Genomic DNA, 18109 nt, shown 5'->3' on the forward strand with positions numbered 1-18109 from the left:
ACGTGTGTAAATCACTTTCTCCAGAACACCGCCGCTGATCATTCCCACGCTCCGCGTGGGAATGCGGCCCCGGACGCTCTGCGTCCCAAAGCGTGACGCGGAGCGTCACAAGAGGCGTTACCACGCGGAGCGTGGGAACGATCAGCGGAGCGTGGGAACGATCAGGTTCGCGGTGTCTTCAGAACTGCCAGTTCAGGCTCAAGCCCACGCCCTGGGTTTTCGCGCGCCCACCCAGCTGGCCGTTGTAATCCAGGTTGACCCGCGTCGACGCATTCAACGCCAGGCTGGCCTGCACGCCCACCAGGGCAGCGTCGCGCAGCAATGGCGCACTGCGCACCGCAAATGAAGGCCCGCCGGCGACAAACGCCAGGTGTTCCTCTGACTCCACCGCCGTCAGGCTGTGTTGCCAGCCCAACGAACCGGACAGGTCCAGTTGCTGGTGGTCATTGAGGGCCAGGGTTTTCAGGGCGCGCACACCGAGGGTGCTGAGCACCGCATCACGCCGGTCGCTGCCGCGTTCCAGGGCAGCGGCATCACCTTTTTCGTGGAAGGACTCGCTGTTCAGATGCACATAGGCCAGGTTGGCGAACGGCTCCAGGGCCACCGCTTGCAGGCGGATGCGGTACGCGGCTTCGGTGAAGACCTGCGCCGTGGTCGCGTCCAGCTTGGTTTTTTGCTTGCCGCTGACATCCCCCCATTGCAGGTCGCGCTTCACGTCGCCGCGATGCCAGCTGTAGGCACCGCCGACGCTCAGGCGCCAGTCACCCAGCTCGCGCCCGGCGTACGCGCCAAAGTGGTAGCTGTCGATGGACGCCGATGAATGGGTACCGCTGCCCATGTTCAAGGAGCTGTCGCTGTAGCCGGCAACCACACCCACGCGGGTCTGCTCATCCAGCGCGCCGTCCACACCCGCCAACAGGCCGCCGATGGAGGTGGTGGACCCCGCCGTTTCAGTGCGGCTATCAGTCTTGCCCCAGGCGCCCAGTGCTTTGAACCACAGGTTGCTTTCACCGGCCACTGGCACATGGCGCAGGCGCTCGCCCACGGCGTTACGCAGTTGCAGGCTGTCGTTGATCAGCATCGCACCCACAGCCGGGTAGATTTCCCCGGACAGTTGCTGCAAGCCCTGCTGGGCCACGGCAACCGATTGCGACTGCAGCAGGCTTTCATACACCGGGTTGCCGGCGCCCAATTGCTCAGCAGCCACCGCGACGTTGCGCTGGTTGCGGGTCGCGCCGACGCTGGCGAAGCTGGCGTCGTTGCGCCCCACGTTCAGTTGCACGGCATTGGCGGCGTAGTCGAGGGTGCCACCGAGGAACAGGTAGTTGGGCAGCACTTGCCCGAACTGGCCCTGAATGCCGCCCGCCGCCTTGAGAATCGAGTACTGCCGGCCGATCAGGCTTTGGGCCTCGCTCTGGCTGAGCAAGGTCGGGCTGTTTTCCAGCGCCAGTGTGACGGTGCCGCCGCCAAGAATCGCCTGGCCACCGGCGACAATGCGGTCACTGCTGGTGGGCGTCAGCTCCACGGCATAGGTCGAGCCGGCGCCGAGGTTTACGTCCCCTGCCACTTGCAAGGTGCCCACGGAATTACCCGGGGCCACACGGCCGCCGTTGTTTACCGACAACGCGGCGATACGCCCGGAACCGCCGAGGGTGCCGCTGTCATTGACCGTCACTGCCGAAGTCAGCGAGCCATTGACGGCCAACAGTCCGCCGTTGACCAGGGTCGCACCGCGATAGGTGCTGTCGCCGCTGAGCACCAGACTGCCGGCACCGGCCTTGATCAGGCTGCCCTCGTACACACGCTGGGCCGCCGCTTGGTCGCGGGCACTGCCGATGGCGTAATCAGTCTGGTCCTGCTGGCTGGCAGAGGCACCCACGCCGTTTTGCCAACCCTTGTCGATCAGGGTTTGCTGCCAGGCCGTGTGCTCGGCGCGGTCCTCGGCCTGGCGCTGGATGAGCGCCTGGTCGGAGATGCCGTTGCTCCACACATCGCCCTGCCCGGCGGCCAGGTTGACCTCCATGGGCCCGAGCAGTTGCCCAGGACCGTGCATCGCCCGGCCCAGGTCAGGCACGCCCCAGCCGACAATGGCGTTGGGCGCCTGGGTGATCGAGCCGTCGAGCTGCGTGGCGGTGGTCAGCAGCACCTGCAAGGCTTGCTCGTTGGTCATGTAGGGATAACGTTCCATCACCAGCGCCAACGCGCCGGTGGCATGGGGCGCTGACATCGAGGTGCCGGACTTCACCCCATACCCCCCGTCAGGAATGGTGCTGTTGATCAGCGCGCCGGGGGTAGAAATACACCAGTACTTGGCGACGCCGCATTTGTTGTATTTCTGGTTATTGGCCTTATCCAACCCGGACACGGCCAGCCAGTGGCCTTCCAGTTCCGGCTGGAAATACGGCAAGGCCGAGCGCACGCTGGCGTTGGCATAGCCGCTGTTGCCGGCGCTGAACACGTTGATCACACCGGCCTTGGCCACGTCCGCGGCCGCGTCCAGCCAGGTGCCACGGTTGTAATGCTGGGCGTACGCCGCGTGCATATTGTCCAAGGTCTGGTAGCTGACGTCCTTGGGCTGGCTGCCCCAGCTGTTGTTGATGGCGCGCACGCCGGAATCCACCAGTGCGGTGTACACGGTCTTGAAGTATTTGGGGTCTGGCGTGGGGCCGAACAGGAAGCTGTCGTTGGCGTTGGTGTTGCCCACATAGACCTGCGCGTTGTAAGCAACGCCATGCATACCCACGCCGTCGCGGGCGGCGCCCATGGTGCCGGTGACGTGGGTGCCGTGGGAATCATTGTTCGGGTTGAGCGCGCCCGTGGTGCTGAAGGCGCTGCCATCGACATAGGTGCCCGTGGCGGTGACCGGGTGGAAACGGTCTTTGGAAGCTTCCGGGTGATTGGTATCGAACCCTGAGTCCAGCGCACCGATTTTCACGCCTTGGCCGCTGATCCCGGCGGCGTAGGCTTCATCGGCCTTCATGCGGCCCAGTCCCCAGTCGCTCTGGTACTCGGCGGAGCGCCAACTGGCGGGGTTACCCGGTTGGCCGGTCTCGGTGTATTGCGCCTGTGCCGCAACGGACAGCAAGAGCAAGGAACCTGCGGTGAAGGGTTTGAAACGTGGTGAATCGGTGATCATGTGCACACTCCCTTTTATTGTTATTCCCCCTGTAGGAGCGAGCTTGCTCGCGAAGAACTCACTGGCACCGCGTGTAGCCAGGATGTCCACGTCATCGTTGACGTTTTTCGCGAGCAAGCTCGCTCCTACAGTTTTCCATCCGGGCCGAAGGCTTCGTCCACTTTGGCCAAGTCGGTGTCACGCAAGTTGCCCGCGTAGTAGTGCAATTTGGTCCAGGCCATCAAGTAGTCATAACGCGCCTGGGCCAGGTCGCGGCGGGTGCTGTACAGCTGCTGTTCGGCGTTCAAGGCATCGAGGTTGACGCGCTCGCCGCCGAGAATGCTCTGCTTGGTCGACACCACCAGCGCCTCGGCGGATGCCAGCGCTTTCTGATAGGCGCGCAACTTACTCACGCCCGACAGGCACGCACTGAACTGGCGACGCAATTCGATCAGGGTTTCCCGGGTCTTGCCTTCCAACTCGTGCTCCGCCTGCTCCATCGCGCGGCTGGCCTGGCGGGTGGAGGCCGAGATACCGCCACCGGCATACAGCGGCATGCTCACTTCGACGCCGATGGTGTTGGTGTCGTAGCGCTGGTTATAGGTGTTGCCGCTGTCGGACTCCTGCTTGCGCGAGGTGGCATACGCGGTGATTCTGGGCAAATGCCCGGCACGGTTGCGTTCCACTTCATAGCGCGCCACTTCCAGGGACTGGCGCTGCGAAGCCAGCACAGGGTTGTTGGTCAGCGCCAACTCATGCCAGGTGTCGTAGTTGGCCGGGGTCAGGGTGAACGCGGCAAAGCTCTGGTTCAGCGGTGCCAGGTCGTTGATGTTGACGCTTTGCACACCGATCAATGCGCCCAACTCCCGGAGCGAGGCGTCCTGCTCATCCAGGGCCTGGATCTCTTCGGCGGTGGCCAACTCGTAGCGCGACTCAGCTTCAAGGATATCGGTGCGGGTGCCCTCGCCTTGCTGGAACAAATGCCGGTTCTGCTGGAACTGTTGTTCGAACGCCTTCTTCTTGGCCCTGGCGATGTCGATCTGGTCCTGGGCAAACAGCGCCTGGGTGTAATAGCTCAACACCCGCACCAGCAACGCCTGGCTCTTGTCGCGAAAGCTTTCATCGGCGAACAGCGCCTGGGCCACGCCCTTGCGGTAGTTGGCATAGGCTTCGTAGTCGAACAACGGCTGTTGCAGGCTGAAGGTCGAGCCATAGCTGTTGTAGTTACGGTCGTCGCGGTAACTACCGCCGCGCCCGTCGGGCAGGTGCGCTTCGGAATTGTTGCGGCCCTTGTTGTAGTTGTAGGACAGCCGCGGCAGCAAGCCGGCACGGCCAATGGTGCGGTTTTCCAGGCCGGCGTCGCGCTCCTTGATGGCGCCGAGGAACACCGGGTCGTTGCGCAGCGCCTGCTCGTACACATCGAAGGGCCCCATCGCGGCCTGGGCACTGCCACACACCAGCAACAGCGAAATGAACACTGGCTTCATGCTCATTCCTCAGTCAACGCAGAGCCGGCGCGGTCCAGCAGCGGCTTGAACAGATAGTTGAGCAGTGAACGCTCGCCGGTGCGCACGAACATCTCGGCGGGCATGCCGGGCTTGATCACCAGGCCGTTGAGTTTTTCCATCGCCGCCTCGCTGACGCTGGTGCGCAGCACGTAGTACGGCGCACCGGTCTTTTCATCGAGCATCTGGTCGGCGGAGATCAGGCTGACTTCGCCCGGCACCCGTGGCGTGCGGCTTTGGTTGAAGGCGGTGAAGAGGATGTCGACAGGCAAGTGTGTGCCGACCTTGTCCACCAAATGCACCGGCAGGTGCCCTTCCACTTCCAGGCGTGTGCCCTGGGGCACGATCTCCAACAGGGTTTCACCGGCACGCACCACGGCGCCTTCGGTGTGCACGCTGAGGTTGACCGCGATGCCATCGGCCGGCGCGTTGATCTCGCTGTGTTGCAGGTTGAAGCCGGCGGAGGTCAGTTGCTGTTCAAGGGTCAGGCTGCGCAGTTGCGCGTCGGCCAATTGGCTGCGCACCTCTTTTTGATATTCCTCGCTGTGCTGCTGCAATTTGAGCCGCGACTCAACAATGCCCTGCTCTATCCGGCCGCTTTCACCGGCGTTTTGCGCCAGGTCCTGCTGCACCTGGGATAACTGGCGCTGGTAGTCCATCAGGCGGTTGCGCGGGATGTAGCCGTTGTCGGCCAAGGGTTGCAGGTTGCTCAGTTGCGCGCGCAGAGATTGGGCCTGGGCGGTCAAGTCACTGCGGGCACGGCGCATACCACTTAGCTGAGAGTTGGCGCCCTCGATGCTGGCGCGGATCCCGGCTTGTTCACGGGCAAACGCGTCGCGACGGCTGCTGAACAGTTGGCGCTGACCTTCTAGCACCAGCATCAAGGCCGGATCGGGGTTGGCACTCAGTTCTGCAGGAAAGGTGATGCTGGAGAGGTTGTCACGCTCGCTCTGCCAGCGCGCCACGCTGGCCCAGGCCATGCGGTACTGGGCTTGCAGCGATTGCACATCGGCCTGGTTCTGGGTCTGGTCGAGACGAAACAGCAGCTGGCCTTGCTTGACCAACTCGCCCTCTTTCACCAGGATGCGGCTGACCACGCCGGGGCTGAAGGTTTGTACCGCCTTGCGCTTGCCAGACACCACCACGGTGCCTTGGACCGGAATGCCTTGGTCCAACGGTGCGAGGCTGGCCCAGAGGAAAAACCCGCCGGCACCGACGATAGTCATCACCCAGCCCATTTTTACGAAAAAGCCGGCATCGCGTTCTTTGATTTGAGGTTCAACAGTAAGGCTGCTCATGCGCCTGGATTCCTTCCGGCCTGGTAGTGACGGCTGAAGCTGACACCGGTTTTTTCTTTCGGCGCTTCCTGCTGCCCGGACAACGCCCGCAGCACCTCCTGACTGGGCCCGAACGCTTGCAGTTGGCCTTCGCCGAGCACTAGCAACTTATCGGCCTGGGCCAATGCCGAGGAACGATGGGTGACCAGCACCACGCTGCTGCCCTGGGCTTTCATCTGCATGATGGCGCTGGCCAATGCGGCTTCGCCGACGGTGTCGAGGTTGGAGTTGGGTTCGTCCAGCACGATCAGGCGCGGCCCGCCGTACAGGGCGCGGGCCAGAGCCACGCGTTGTTTCTGGCCGCCGGACAAGCCACCGCCGTTGTCGCCCAGCACGGTGTCGTAGCCTTGGGGCAGGCGCAGGATCAGTTCATGCACGCCGGCCTGTTGCGCGGCCTTGACCACCAGTTCCGGGTCGGCCTCGCGAAAGCGCGCGATGTTGTCGGCGATGCTGCCACTAAACAGCTCGATGTCCTGGGGCAAATAGCCGATATGCGGGCCGAGGTCGTCGCGGTTCCAGCGGTGAATATCCGCGCCGTCCAGGCGTACGGTACCGGCCAGGGTTGGCCACACGCCCACCAGCACGCGAGCCAGGGTGGACTTGCCGGAACCGGACGCGCCGAGCACGCCCAGCACTTCACCGGCAGCCAGGTTAAAGCTGACCTGATGCAGGGTCGCCATGCGCCGCCCCGGCGGGCCGGCGCTGACCTGCTCGAAACTGACTTGGCCGTTGGGCGCAGGCAAGGCCATGTGCTCGACCTCTGGCGGGAATTCGCGCAGCAGTTCGTCGAGGCGCTGATAGGCCAGCTTGGCCGAACTCCATTGCTTCCACACTGCAATCAGTTGGTCGATGGGGCTGAGTACGCGGCCCATCAAGATGGAGCCTGCGATCATCATCCCGGCGGTCATGTCGCCCTTGATCACCAGGTAGGCGCCCAGGCCCAGCACCAAGGATTGCAGGCACAGGCGCAAGGATTTGCTTAAGGAGGTGATGATCGAACCGGTGTCGCTGGCCTGGTTCTGCAAGCCCAGGAACTGCGAATGCACGCCAAACCAGCGTTGGCGCAGCGCACCGAGCATGCCCATGGCCTGGATGGTTTCGGCGTTGTGCAAATGGCTGGTGGCCAGTTGGGTGGACTGCTGCGAATAACCGCTGGCCTCGCCCAATGGCTTTTTGGTCAGGTATTCGTTAAGGCACGCCAGGCCAATCAACAGCACCGCGCCGGCCGTGGCCAGCACGCCGAGCCACACATTGAACAGGAAAATCACGAACAGGTAGATCGGGAACCAGGGCGCATCGAAAAACGCGAACAGCGCTGGCCCCGTGATGAATTGGCGCAGAGCGGTCAGGTCGCCCAAGGATTGCCCGGCGTGCCCTTGGCCGCGCTGCAGGTTGCGTTCGAACGCGGCTTTGTACACGCGCAAGTTGAAACGTCGCTCCAACTGGCTGCCAATGCGGATCACGATAAAGCTGCGCACCACTTCCAGCAGGCCGATAAACGCAAAGAAGCCCACGACCATCAGCGTCAACATCACCAGGGTGGTTTCATTCTGGGAGGACAACACACGGTCATACACTTGCAGCATGTAAATCGAGGGCACCAGCATTAATAGGTTAATCAATGCCGTGAAACAGCCAACGCTGATCAAAATACTCTTGTATTCACCCAGCGCCCTGAATAAGGGCGCCACCCCATGGGACTTCGCCATATTAATTGTTTTTCCTTGCAGCGAATTACGCAAAAGGGTCACCCCTACCAAGTAGGGTACGGCCGCCTAACAAATCGAGTTATATGCTTATAACTTTTAATTAATGTTTTCGTTGCAGCCTTACAACTTCGCCTGCTTTAGTGCGGGCTTGATAGTCGCCCTCTTTCTGGCGATTCAAATGGGTGATCCCTGAGCCTTCAGCGTTAAACAGCCAAATACCATCCGGGGTGGGCGACCACGTCAGCGGCTTGTCGCCCAGCCATTGCTCGGCACAGGCGATATCGCCCTCCAGGGCGTTGGCTTGCTCCACTAACTTGAGCGCGCACACCTGATCCTGCTGCTTCAGCTCCCACTGCCCGGCAAGCTGCGCGGAGGTGGGTAATACAAGACTGCTAGCCATTGCGTGGGCTCCTGCCGACACGAACAACACCTGCACAACACAGGCGATCAAATGGGAAAAACGTGGCATATCCAACTCCGGCCTGGAGCGCGGCGCCGAAGCACCGCGCGCTTTACATCAGGCTACGATGTCACTGGCAGCCGCCTGGCCAACGGTGGTGACGAGGAAATCCGCCACGCCGTGCCCGGAGAAGTCCACCGCCAAGGTGCCCAGGTTGGTACCTGAGGCATAGGTCAGTACAGCATCGCCGGCATGCCCGGTAAAGGCGTTGACGAAGGTCACGCCCGCACCCTTGGTGATACCGGACAGGTCGATCTTGTCCGAACCGGAGGTGAAGTCGAAGATCTTGTCCGCAGCCCCTGGCCTGGAGTCGGAACTGGCACCGTACACGAAAGTGTCGCTGCCAGTGCCGCCCCACAGCTGGTCCGCACCGCCGCCGCCGTAGATGAGGTCGTTGCCGGCCCCGCCCTTGATGGTGTTGGCGACTTGGTTACCAATGATCAGGTCGTTGCCCGAACCGCCGAACGCGTTCTCGATGGTGACGCCCTTGGCGATGGATACATTGCCCACCAGGCCGCCCACATCAGAGAACGAGGTGGCAGTGAGGTTGATCTTCTGGTTCTGGGTAAAACCGGAGAAGTCCAGGGTGTCGTTGCCGCCACCGTCCCATACCGAGAACACCAGCTTGTCGGCATTGGAACTGGCGCTGAGGAAATCACGCCCGGTGTTGGAGTTGAACCCGTAGGTGGTGTCCGTGGCGCGGGTGCTGAGGTTGGCACCGTAGAGCTTCTGGATCGCGGCGATGTCGTCGATCAGCGGGCCGGAAGCGTAAGCCTCGACACCGCCTTTGCTGAAGTTCTGGTTGGTGTTGCTCTCGCTCCAGTAACTCATGAGGCTATAGCCACGCGTGTCCTGTCCATAGGTGGCGTCGTTATAGGTCGGGTTGCCGTTCCCGGCGTTGTAGTCGCCAGGGTGAGCCAGGCCCAGGGTGTGGCCGATTTCGTGGGTCAGGGTCTGCCGGCCATAGTTGTTCAGGTCCGGGGTCTTGTTCGGCGTGTAGCTGTTGTTGGTCAGGTACCACGAGGTGCCATCGTAGCCCGCACCGGTGCCGGGCAGGTAAGCGAAGGCCGCGGCGCCGTCCTGGCCGCTGCTGTAGTTGCCGAAGGTCATATGGCCGTCACCGCCGGAAGCCTTTTCAGTAAAGGTCACGTTGGCGACATCCGCCCAGGATTGCATGGCCAGTGCGGCCTGTGCTTTCTGCTGGGTGTTGAATTGGCTGAACCCTGAGATGCCATGTTTGTTCATGGTGCTCTGGGTAGCCGAGGTGAGGAAGGTGTAGGTCAGATCGATCTTGCCGTTGCCATCAAAGTCCCGGTACGCAGCACCATCCCGCAGCAGCTGGGTCGCTGCCTGGTCTACGGTGTAGGACGGTTTGCCATTGACCGTGAGGTTGCCGCCACGGTCATACAAATGGCTGAAGCTATCGATTTGCGAGTAAGCAGTGCTGGCTTGCGCGGCAGATACAATAGCTTTGTCTTTTACTTTTGACATAAACGTACTTCCTTGTTTGCAAGTGCATCAGTCTTTGTTCGATAGGAACCTCGCGGGCGAGGATAGTCCTATCACTCACCTCTTTTGAAGGCGTAAGAAAACTGACACAACTTGAAATCTTTCGTCTACATCTATTTCCATCGCACACTTGTGACGCAGGTTCAAGTTGAAGAAGACGCACGCAGTGTTTATTGGGGGCCGTTGCGTTTGTGCGGCCGAATCGGCGCACACCACTATTTAAATATTAAATACAAGTAAAGCCACTCTAAGTGAGCGGCCCACTTGATTAATGGATCCAATATATTGTCACGGTGTCATTAGCAACATTAAAGAGCCACTATTCGCACTATTAAAGTGCGCTGCCCCCCATTACCGGGACATACTCCAGCCACACTGTTGCATGGCTGCCAAGAGGGTTTCGCCAGCCAGGCCCGGCACCTTGACGCCGTCTTGAGTGGTCATGTCTTCACCTGCCAGAATGGCATTGATGATCGCCTCCTCCACCGCCTCTGCCGCCGCGCTGAACAGCGGCGAAATATGGTCGTTGTTGACCATCTGCAAGCCGGTGCTGAGCGGCAGGTCCTTGCGCCCATAGTCGGCCGGCGGCAAATCACGGTTACCGGTGGCAAACGCCAGGAACAGGTCGCCGCTGGAATCCTCGGTACCGCCACCGGTGCGCGCAATGCCAATGGACGCGCGCTGTGCCAGGCGCTGGCATTGGTGCGGCAGCAACGGGGCGTCCGTGGCGATGATCACCACGATGGAGCCCATGCCGGGAGTGCCACGCTCGGCAAAGGGCGAAGCAATGTCCATCAAATGACGGCCCACCGGGTAGCCATCGACCCGCAGCTCCTGGCGCTTGCCATGGTTGGCCTGCACCAGTACGCCCACGGTCCAGCCGCCCTGCTCCGTTGGCAAGCGCCGTGACGCAGTGCCGATGCCGCCCTTGAATTCGTGACAAATCATGCCGGTGCCACCGCCTATCGCGCCTTCCTGCACCGGGCCGCTTTCAGCCTGGTCCAGGGCCTGGCGCACATGCTCAGGGCGAACATGCTGGCCCCAGATGTCGTTGAGCAGGCCGTCATAAGTTTCCATGACCACCGGCATGCACCAGTACACCGCCGGGTCCGCCATACGCTCGCGCTCCAGGGCGATCAGGCTGTCGCGCACCACCCCGATACTGTGGGTGTTGGTAATGGCCATCGGCGTGGTCAGCAGCCCCGCCTCGCTGATCCATTCAAGCCCCGTGGCGTCGCCATTGCCGTTGAGCACGTGATAGCCGGCAAAACACGGTTGATGTCGCGCTTCCCCGGCACGCGGCTGGATCAGCGTAACGCCGGTGCGCACCTGCTTGCCGTCGACCTGTGCCTTGAGCGTGGCATGGCCGACGCGAACCCCGGGAACATCGGTGATGGCATTCAATTCGCCGGGCATGCCCAGCCCCAACGTGATGCCCAATTGACGTGCACGCATACCCACTCCTTACAATTTCTGAAACGCCGGACTCAACCGGCCACTGATGCAATACAAAATCACCGACAGGGCCAGCAAGCCGATGATGATCATGATGTCGCGTACCGAGGCCTCAAGAATCAAGGTGACCAGCAGGTAACCGGCACCGAGCACCGCCAGCAATGCCGGCAGCGGCCATAACGGCATGCGATAGGGATGCTCGCGATCACGCAGCAGCACCCGGCTCATCAGCGCGCTCAGCGCCACCACCAGGTACACCAGCATGATCAGCAGAACGCTGAACGAGGTCAGGTCGGCCAGGTTGGAGCTGAAGCTCAACAGCGCCGAAGGGATCGCCAGAAACAGCGTCGCCAGCCACGGTGAGTCCCAGCGCGGGTGAATACGCGTGAACAGCTTGTTGATGCCAGGCGTCCACAACGCATCGCGGCCGCTGCTGAACACCACCCGGCCAATCTGGATCACGATGGCAACGATGGCGTTGAACACCGACAGGAAGATCCCGGCGCTCACCAACCGCGACAGGGTTTCATTGCCATGGCTGGTCAACAGGTAGCCGATCGGGTCGGGGCTGCTGATCATCTCGCTCAGGGACGGCGCGCCGATCAACAGCGCGGTGATCGGCACCAACTCAATCACCACCACCAACCCCAACGACCAGAGCACCGCCTTGTGCACGCCCTTGCCGCCGCACTTCATGTCTTCGGCCAGCAACACCGCCGGGCCGTAGCCGTTGAACGAGAACAGGCCGATGCCGACGGCGCCGATCACCAACGCCCAGGGCGCCAGGTGCAACACGCCGTTTTCGACGATTTGCGGCTGCAGCAACACACTGGCCGGCTGCACCGGATTACCGAAGCCGATCACCACAATCACCAGTAACGCCGCCACTTCCAATAGCAGGCAGGTGCCGGTGATCCAGGCGTTGAGCTTGATATTGAGGATGCCCAGGGCGTAGCTGCATACCACGATCACCAGGGCGACAGTTTGCGCGTCGAATGTCGTGCCCAGAGCGTTATTCAGATAAGTCGCCGCACCGGTCGCCAATACCGGCGGAATAAACAGCAACATCACCAGAACCGTCAGGAAGGTGGCGTAACCGGCCATGCCACCAAACACGCGCTTGGCATACACGTACTCGCCACCGGCGCTGTTATGGGCGCGGCCGAGCTCGGCGTAACAGAAGGCAAACATCAACGCGAGCAACGCCGCCATCACAAACGCCAGGAACACGCCACTGCCCGCCTGCTGGATGGCAAACGGGGCGATCACGAAGACGGAACTGGCCGGCGTTACCGCTGAAACGGTAATGGCCACTACATCGAAGACGCTCAGGGTGGGCTTGAGCACGCCATCGGGCGCGGGGGAAGCACTCATATCGTTATCCTCTGTCGTTGTTTTTGGTGTGAGGCAGAAACGAAACATGATTTTTCCTCGGGATATGCTTCCCGTTGGACAGTGACGACGTTATCGGCTGGCGGGGCTGTCGGCCAATTCCCCTATTGGCGTACTCCCCTTGACGGTGCCCCCCAGAAGCCTAACCCTTGGCTGATCATTTGAGGGTGGGGATGTTGAGATGAACCTGTTCCGGGAAATCGGTATGCACGCGGGGTTGGGCCGCACCCTGTCTCAGATCGGCACGGAGCGGTTCTGGAAGCAATTGGTGCTGTTATTGCACCAATGCCTGCCCTTCGATAATGCCCTGGCGATTTTCTATCCGCTGGATGGCCCGCCCCAGGCCCTGGAAGAGTACGACGCCCAGCCCAGCAGCAAGCCGGCGTCGATGCTGGTGTACCTCAACGGCTTGTACCTGCTCGACCCGTTTTACCAGGCCTGCCGCGAAAACTACGCCAGCGGCGTATACCGCCTGGAGGAAGTGGCGCCGGACCATTTTCGCCAGAGTGAGTACTTCCTCAATTATTTCCATGACAATGTGCTGGAAGACGAAGTGCAATTGATCCTGCAATTGCCTGGCGCCGGCACCCTGTCGTTGTCACTGGGCATGCAACGGCGCTTCAGCTTTGAAGAAACCGGGCTGTTGACCACGCTGTCGGCCTGGGTGTTGCCGCTCATGCAGCAGCATTGGCAGCAAAGCACCGAGCGGGCACCGGCCATGGACAGCCAGATTCGCGATGCCCTGAGTCATTTCGGCAGCGGTGTACTGTCGGACCGCGAACTGGAAATCGCCCGGCTGGTGTTGCGGGGGTTCTCCTCCAAGGCCATGGCCGAACGCCTGAAGATCTCGCCGGACACCGTCAAGGTGCACCGCAGGCATTTGTACGCCAAGCTGGACATTTCGTCGCAACCCGAGTTGTTTTCGTTATTCATTCAGTCGTTGGGGCATGACTTGGAGAATCCATAGGCTTAGTCCGAATGAAAGAAATTAATATGCTGCGGCAAAAGATTTACGCCATCAACGCGTATAGAAAAGTTCGGCCCTTCAGGGTTGACCTTGATAGTCAAAGTGCTCACGCCAAACTCATGAGTCAGTTGCACATCCCCCACTTCCACGGGCGGGCCTGGCTGAATATTAATAGCTGAGATGTTGTGGTCTTTTAATACCCCGGCCACATCGATTTCATCCTCCTTGGGGTTGAAATTCAATAGGGTGTCAGGGTCATCGCTAAGGGAGTCGGTACTTTTTTCATATTTGAATGTGTTTTCACCCTGGCGCCCCACCAGCTGGTCGCCACCGCCACCGCCGATGAGGACCGAGGGCTCGCCACGCCTGGCTTCGAGGCGCTCACGCTGGTCTGTGCCGCGCAAGGTGGGCGGGCTGTTTTCCGGGTGGGTCCACGTGCCGCCAGTGGGAAGGCTTTGTATGGAAGACATATAAGTCACCTGTCAGATCATGAGTGTATGTGAAAGTGTTACGCGTTGCGGATTGAAATCTCTCACGCAGGCAATAACACTTTCCACTCCAAATAATTGACATCACATGTCTTAACTATGACGTGATTATTTATCCCACCCAGTACCGATGACTTATCGGCCTTCCTGGTGGCGCTGTTTTCCTGTTATTTAACGCCCCGTACGAATGGTATTCCAAACCCGAGTACGCACCCGGTCGATGTTCAACGGCATGGCTTGCAGTGCAAATAACTTGCCCATCATTTCCGCGCTGGGATACACCTTGGTATCGGCCTTGATCGCCGGGTCTACCAGGCTGTCGGCCGCCGCGTTGCCGTTAGCGTAATGCACGTAGTTGGTGATACTCGCCATCACGTCCGGGCGCAGCAGGTAGTTCATGAACGCATAGCCGGCTTTCTCATTCGGTGCGTCGACAGGCATGGCGACCATGTCGAACCAGATTGCCGCGCCTTCCTTGGGAATGTTGTAGCCGATACTCACGCCGTTTTTGGCTTCTTTGGCGCGGCTTTCGGCCTGCAGGATGTCGCCGGAGAAACCGACGGCGACACAGATGTCACCATTGGCCAGATCGGCGGTGTATTTCGAGGAATGGAAATACGCCACGTAAGGTCGCACTTTCATCAGCAAGGCCTCGGCCTTCTTGTAGTCTTCGGCTTTTTTGCTGTGGTGCGGCAAGCCCAGGTAATTCAGCGCGGCTGGCAGCAGTTCGGGGCCGTTGTCGAGAATGGCGACGCCGCATTTTTGCAGCTTGGCCATGTTTTCCGGTTTGAAGATCAAGTCCCAGGAATCCACCGGGGCGTTGTCGCCGAGTACCGCCTTGACCTTGTCGATGTTGTAGCCGATACCGGTGCTGCCCCACAGGTACGGGAAACCGTGGGCATTGCCGGGGTCGTTGTCTTCCAGGGCCTTGAGCAGCACGGGGTTGAGATTTTTCCAGTTGGGCAACTGGCTCCTGTCGAGTTTTTTCAGGGCGCCGCCCTGGATCTGTCGCGCCATGAAATGGTTGGAGGGGAACACCACGTCATAGCCCGATTTACCGGTCATCAGCTTGCCGTCGAGGGTTTCGTTGCTGTCGTACACGTCATAGGTGAAACCGATGCCAGTGTCTTTCTGGAAATTCCTGGTGGTGTCCGGCGCGATGTAGTCCGACCAGTTATAGATCTTCACGGTCTCGGCGGCCTGGCTGATAGAGGCCACCAACATCAAGGGCAACAGGGCAATGGCTTTCATGGTTCGATTTCCTGGCGGTTTTAGGGCTGTTTTTATGGCAGGCGATCAAGGATCAAAGCGTTACAGAATCAGGACATAGGTCTTGCGCACGGTTTCCTGGATATCCCAGATACCGGTGCTATTGGCTGGCAACATCAGTGCGTCACCGGCTTGTATGTGCAGGGTTTCCCCATTGTCAGGCGTGAAGGTGCAGCGCCCCTGGATGAAATGGCAAAACTCCTGGGACGTGATCTGCCGACGCCAGCGCCCCGGGGTGCAGGCCCAGATGCCGGTCTCGACCCCGTCGTTGCGCTCCACGCTCAAGGTGGAGGCCACGGCGATGGGCTCGCCCAGGGGCACCGCCACCGGTGATGAATCTGGCAGAGGGGTGTTCAGCGTGTCTTTGAATTGGGTAATGCTCATGGTTTTTCCCTGTGGGGTGACGAGTCAGTGCATGAAACCTTCCATGAAACCGGCAATGCCGGTCGCCAGCTTGCGGCGCCAGGGCGCAGTGTTGGGGTTGGCCAAGACCTGGTCTTCATGGACAAAACTACGAATGATCGCGTTGTAACCCAGCCAGCGGCACGGCTCCGGCTCCCAGGCCTTGAGTGCTTTGAGCCCGCCTTCGCGAATCACCCAGGGTTGTTGGGTCAGCAAGGTGTCGCGGCCGAGGATCAAATCGGCCAGGGTGCGGCCGCCGAGGTGGGTGGCGCCCACGCCCTCCCCGCCATAACCGCCGGACAGTGCGATGCCAGTGGCGTGGTCACAGAGCATGTGCGGACGAAAACGGCGCGACATGCCGAGGTTGCCGCCCCAGGAATGGGTAATCCTGGCCTTTTTCAGCTGTGGGAAGAGTTCGCCAAACAGGTAGCGACGCAACTCCACTTCGCTGTCGGTCAGGTCGAAGTTGTGCCGCAACTTGCCGGCAAATTGATAGCCACCACGGGCGCCGAAGACCAGACGATTGTCGGCCGTACGCTGGCCGTAGGTGACCTGTCGGCTGCTCTCGCCAAAGGCCTGACCCTGACTGAGCCCGATGTCTGCCCAGGTACTGGCCGGCAGCGGTTCGGTGGCGACGATCAAGCTCTGCACCGGTAACTGGTAGCGGCCCAATGGGGGCAAGGTATTGGCGTAACCCTCGACAGCAGGCACCACCCAGGCGGCGCGCACGCTGGCCTTGGCGGTGCGCAGGCCGCCGGACTGCCAATGGGTCACGGGGCTGTTTTCGTAAATGGTCACGCCCAGGTTCTCAACCGCCCGCGCTAGGCCACGCACCAGCTTTGCCGGGTTGATCGTCACGACGTGGGGGGCATAGATGCCGCCATAAGGCTTGGCAATGCGGACCTGCTCGGCCAATTGCTGCGGGCTGAGCCAGCGGTAGTCGTCTTCGGTGAGGCCCTGGGCGTACAGCTTGTCCAGATAGCGGCGCAGGCTGACTTCCTGCTCGGGGTAGCGTGCGGCGCAATACAAGGCGCCGCCTTTGCGGTAGTCGCAGTCAATGCCTTCGCGGGCCAGCACCTGGGCCACTTCATCAGGGATACCGTGCAGCAGGTCAAACGAAGCGCGCCGGTGCTGAGGGGCAAGCTCAGCCAGCAGTCGGTCTTCCCCCAAGAGGTTGCCCATCAACCAGCCACCATTGCGACCGGATGCGCCAAACCCAGCAGTCTGTGCCTCGATGATCGCGATTTTCAGCTCGGGGGCCTGGCGCTTCAGGTAATAGGCGGTCCACAGGCCGGTGTAGCCGGCGCCGATAATCGCCACATTGACGTCCAGGTCGTGCTCCAGCGATGGACGCGCTAACAGCGGGTCGTCCAACTGGTCCATCCATAAACTGATATTGCGCCATGCCGGCATGCCAGCTTCCCCTACCTCGGTTCGATAGGGCCGATCCTAGAGTGCAGTGTCAGGGGCTGTCTTGCGCGCGTGCACGCAGGGAAATTTGTTTGAGGTACGCCTTGGGCGATTGCCCGGTGTGCTGGCGAAAAGCGCTGTAAAACGCCGAGAGTGAATTGAAACCGGCCGCAAAGGCCAACTCATCAACTTTGACCGGCGCGGTGGCGTGATCCAGCGCGGCCAGTAAATGCTGGAGTCGCGCCTGGTTGACGTAGCGATAGAAGCTCTGCCCCAGCACTTGGTTCAGCAGGTAGGACATCTGGTTGCGACTGTAGCCACAGGCCTTGGCGACCCGCTGCAGATCCAGCTCCGGGTCCAGATACGGCTGCTGACGCTCAAAATATTGTTGCAGGTCATTGGCCATATAACCCAACTGCTGGGGCGACAGGCCCAGGCGGCTGACCGTAGGGCGCAAGGCCTGGGCTGGTTGCTCGTGCACCAGGGACGCATATTCATTCACCCGCCAAATCAACCCGTCGCGCACCGTAATGGCCTCACTGGTACGAAACGACACCAGGCCCTGGCCGCCACGCAAGGTGATGCGGTACTGGATAAACGCCGTATCGCCATCGGCGCGGATGCGGTCAGTGTGTTCAATGGCCTCATCCGCCTCACGGGGCATGCTGGCTTGCAAGTACTCGCGCAACTCGGCATAGCCCACCACACGGTTCTGGAAAAAATCGTGGTACTGGATCTCGGGATGGTAGTAAGCCATCACCCCGTCCAGATCGCGATGACGCCAGCACAGGTGATGGCGCAGCACCAACTGGCCGGTAGCGTGGGAATTCTGACACTCATCGTCTGGGGCGATGTCGGGCATATTGGGCTCTACGACGGGAGAAAATATTTGAGAGTGCCGAAGTTTACCCGCCCCTTCAATGGTCAAATCGAGCGCCTGACTAATGGCCTTTTGCCTATTCCTCTGTAGGACATGATCTATATCAAAACCAGGCGAAAGAACCGCCGAACGGGCGCAAAAAAGTCACCTTGCAGTTGCGAACGAATGCTATTTTTAAGCCCTAGATGTCATGACCAGCGAAGGTCCTGGC

General features: G+C 60.7%; 14 protein-coding genes. 1 reads left to right on the forward strand and 13 read right to left on the reverse strand.

All coding sequences use genetic code 11. The annotated features are described in order from the left end of the window. Nucleotides 1-178: 178 nt before the first annotated feature. From RHM69_RS05685 to RHM69_RS05720, 8 genes are all read right to left on the reverse strand, one after another. On the reverse strand, nucleotides 179-3136 hold the full coding sequence (locus RHM69_RS05685; protein WP_200599181.1) for an autotransporter serine protease: 2958 nt from the start codon (nucleotides 3134-3136) through the stop codon (nucleotides 179-181). 125 nt (nucleotides 3137-3261) lie between these two features. Continuing rightward, nucleotides 3262-4602: a TolC family outer membrane protein gene (locus tag RHM69_RS05690; RefSeq protein WP_200599182.1), complete on the reverse strand. Its 1341-nt coding sequence runs from the start codon at nucleotides 4600-4602 to the stop codon at nucleotides 3262-3264. A 2-nt stretch (nucleotides 4603-4604) separates the two neighbouring features. Then, nucleotides 4605-5918 carry an HlyD family type I secretion periplasmic adaptor subunit gene (locus RHM69_RS05695; protein ID WP_200599183.1) on the reverse strand — a complete coding sequence of 438 codons (1314 nt, stop codon included), beginning with the start codon at nucleotides 5916-5918 and terminating at the stop codon, nucleotides 4605-4607. After that, nucleotides 5915-7666 carry a type I secretion system permease/ATPase gene (locus RHM69_RS05700; RefSeq protein ID WP_014718406.1) on the reverse strand — a complete coding sequence of 584 codons (1752 nt, stop codon included), beginning with the start codon at nucleotides 7664-7666 and terminating at the stop codon, nucleotides 5915-5917. Before RHM69_RS05700 ends, RHM69_RS05695 begins: the two co-directional genes overlap by 4 nt. Nucleotides 7667-7766: 100 nt before the next feature. Next, the gene (locus RHM69_RS05705) at nucleotides 7767-8135 is read right to left on the reverse strand and encodes an AprI/Inh family metalloprotease inhibitor (RefSeq protein ID WP_102666184.1); all 369 of its coding nucleotides are present in this window, start codon (nucleotides 8133-8135) and stop codon (nucleotides 7767-7769) included. 48 nt (nucleotides 8136-8183) lie between these two features. Then, nucleotides 8184-9617, reverse strand: coding sequence for a serralysin family metalloprotease (locus RHM69_RS05710; RefSeq protein WP_014718404.1), 1434 nt, complete (start codon nucleotides 9615-9617; stop codon nucleotides 8184-8186). Between the two features lie 369 nt (nucleotides 9618-9986). Continuing rightward, on the reverse strand, nucleotides 9987-11090 hold the full coding sequence (locus RHM69_RS05715) for a P1 family peptidase (protein WP_060766475.1): 1104 nt from the start codon (nucleotides 11088-11090) through the stop codon (nucleotides 9987-9989). 9 nt (nucleotides 11091-11099) lie between these two features. Beyond that, the gene (locus RHM69_RS05720; RefSeq protein ID WP_014718402.1) at nucleotides 11100-12464 is read right to left on the reverse strand and encodes an APC family permease; all 1365 of its coding nucleotides are present in this window, start codon (nucleotides 12462-12464) and stop codon (nucleotides 11100-11102) included. A 199-nt stretch (nucleotides 12465-12663) separates the two neighbouring features. On the opposite strand from RHM69_RS05720, the gene RHM69_RS05725 reads away from it, so the two are divergent. After that, the gene (locus RHM69_RS05725; protein ID WP_014718401.1) at nucleotides 12664-13449 is read left to right on the forward strand and encodes a helix-turn-helix transcriptional regulator; all 786 of its coding nucleotides are present in this window, start codon (nucleotides 12664-12666) and stop codon (nucleotides 13447-13449) included. Between the two features lie 2 nt (nucleotides 13450-13451). On the opposite strand, the gene RHM69_RS05730 is transcribed toward RHM69_RS05725, so the two are convergent. The 5 genes from RHM69_RS05730 to RHM69_RS05750 all read right to left on the reverse strand — a co-directional run bounded on the left by RHM69_RS05730 (nucleotide 13452) and on the right by RHM69_RS05750 (nucleotide 17880). Continuing rightward, a complete protein-coding gene (locus RHM69_RS05730) occupies nucleotides 13452-13919 on the reverse strand; it encodes a M10 family metallopeptidase C-terminal domain-containing protein (RefSeq protein ID WP_019820090.1) in 468 nt (155 codons plus the stop codon). Between the two features lie 189 nt (nucleotides 13920-14108). Further along, nucleotides 14109-15188, reverse strand: a complete 1080-nt coding sequence (locus RHM69_RS05735; RefSeq protein ID WP_200599184.1) for a polyamine ABC transporter substrate-binding protein — start codon at nucleotides 15186-15188, stop codon at nucleotides 14109-14111. Nucleotides 15189-15248: 60 nt separating this feature from the next. Continuing rightward, on the reverse strand, nucleotides 15249-15590 hold the full coding sequence (locus tag RHM69_RS05740) for a cupin domain-containing protein (protein ID WP_200599185.1): 342 nt from the start codon (nucleotides 15588-15590) through the stop codon (nucleotides 15249-15251). 24 nt (nucleotides 15591-15614) lie between these two features. Beyond that, the gene (locus RHM69_RS05745; RefSeq protein WP_322255484.1) at nucleotides 15615-17021 is read right to left on the reverse strand and encodes an FAD-dependent oxidoreductase; all 1407 of its coding nucleotides are present in this window, start codon (nucleotides 17019-17021) and stop codon (nucleotides 15615-15617) included. Between the two features lie 49 nt (nucleotides 17022-17070). Beyond that, nucleotides 17071-17880, reverse strand: coding sequence for a helix-turn-helix transcriptional regulator (locus RHM69_RS05750; RefSeq protein ID WP_014718396.1), 810 nt, complete (start codon nucleotides 17878-17880; stop codon nucleotides 17071-17073). Nucleotides 17881-18109 lie beyond the last annotated feature (229 nt).

Source organism: Pseudomonas sp. CCI1.1, assembly GCF_034348165.1.
In the GTDB taxonomy this organism is placed as follows: domain Bacteria; phylum Pseudomonadota; class Gammaproteobacteria; order Pseudomonadales; family Pseudomonadaceae; genus Aquipseudomonas; species Aquipseudomonas paracarnis.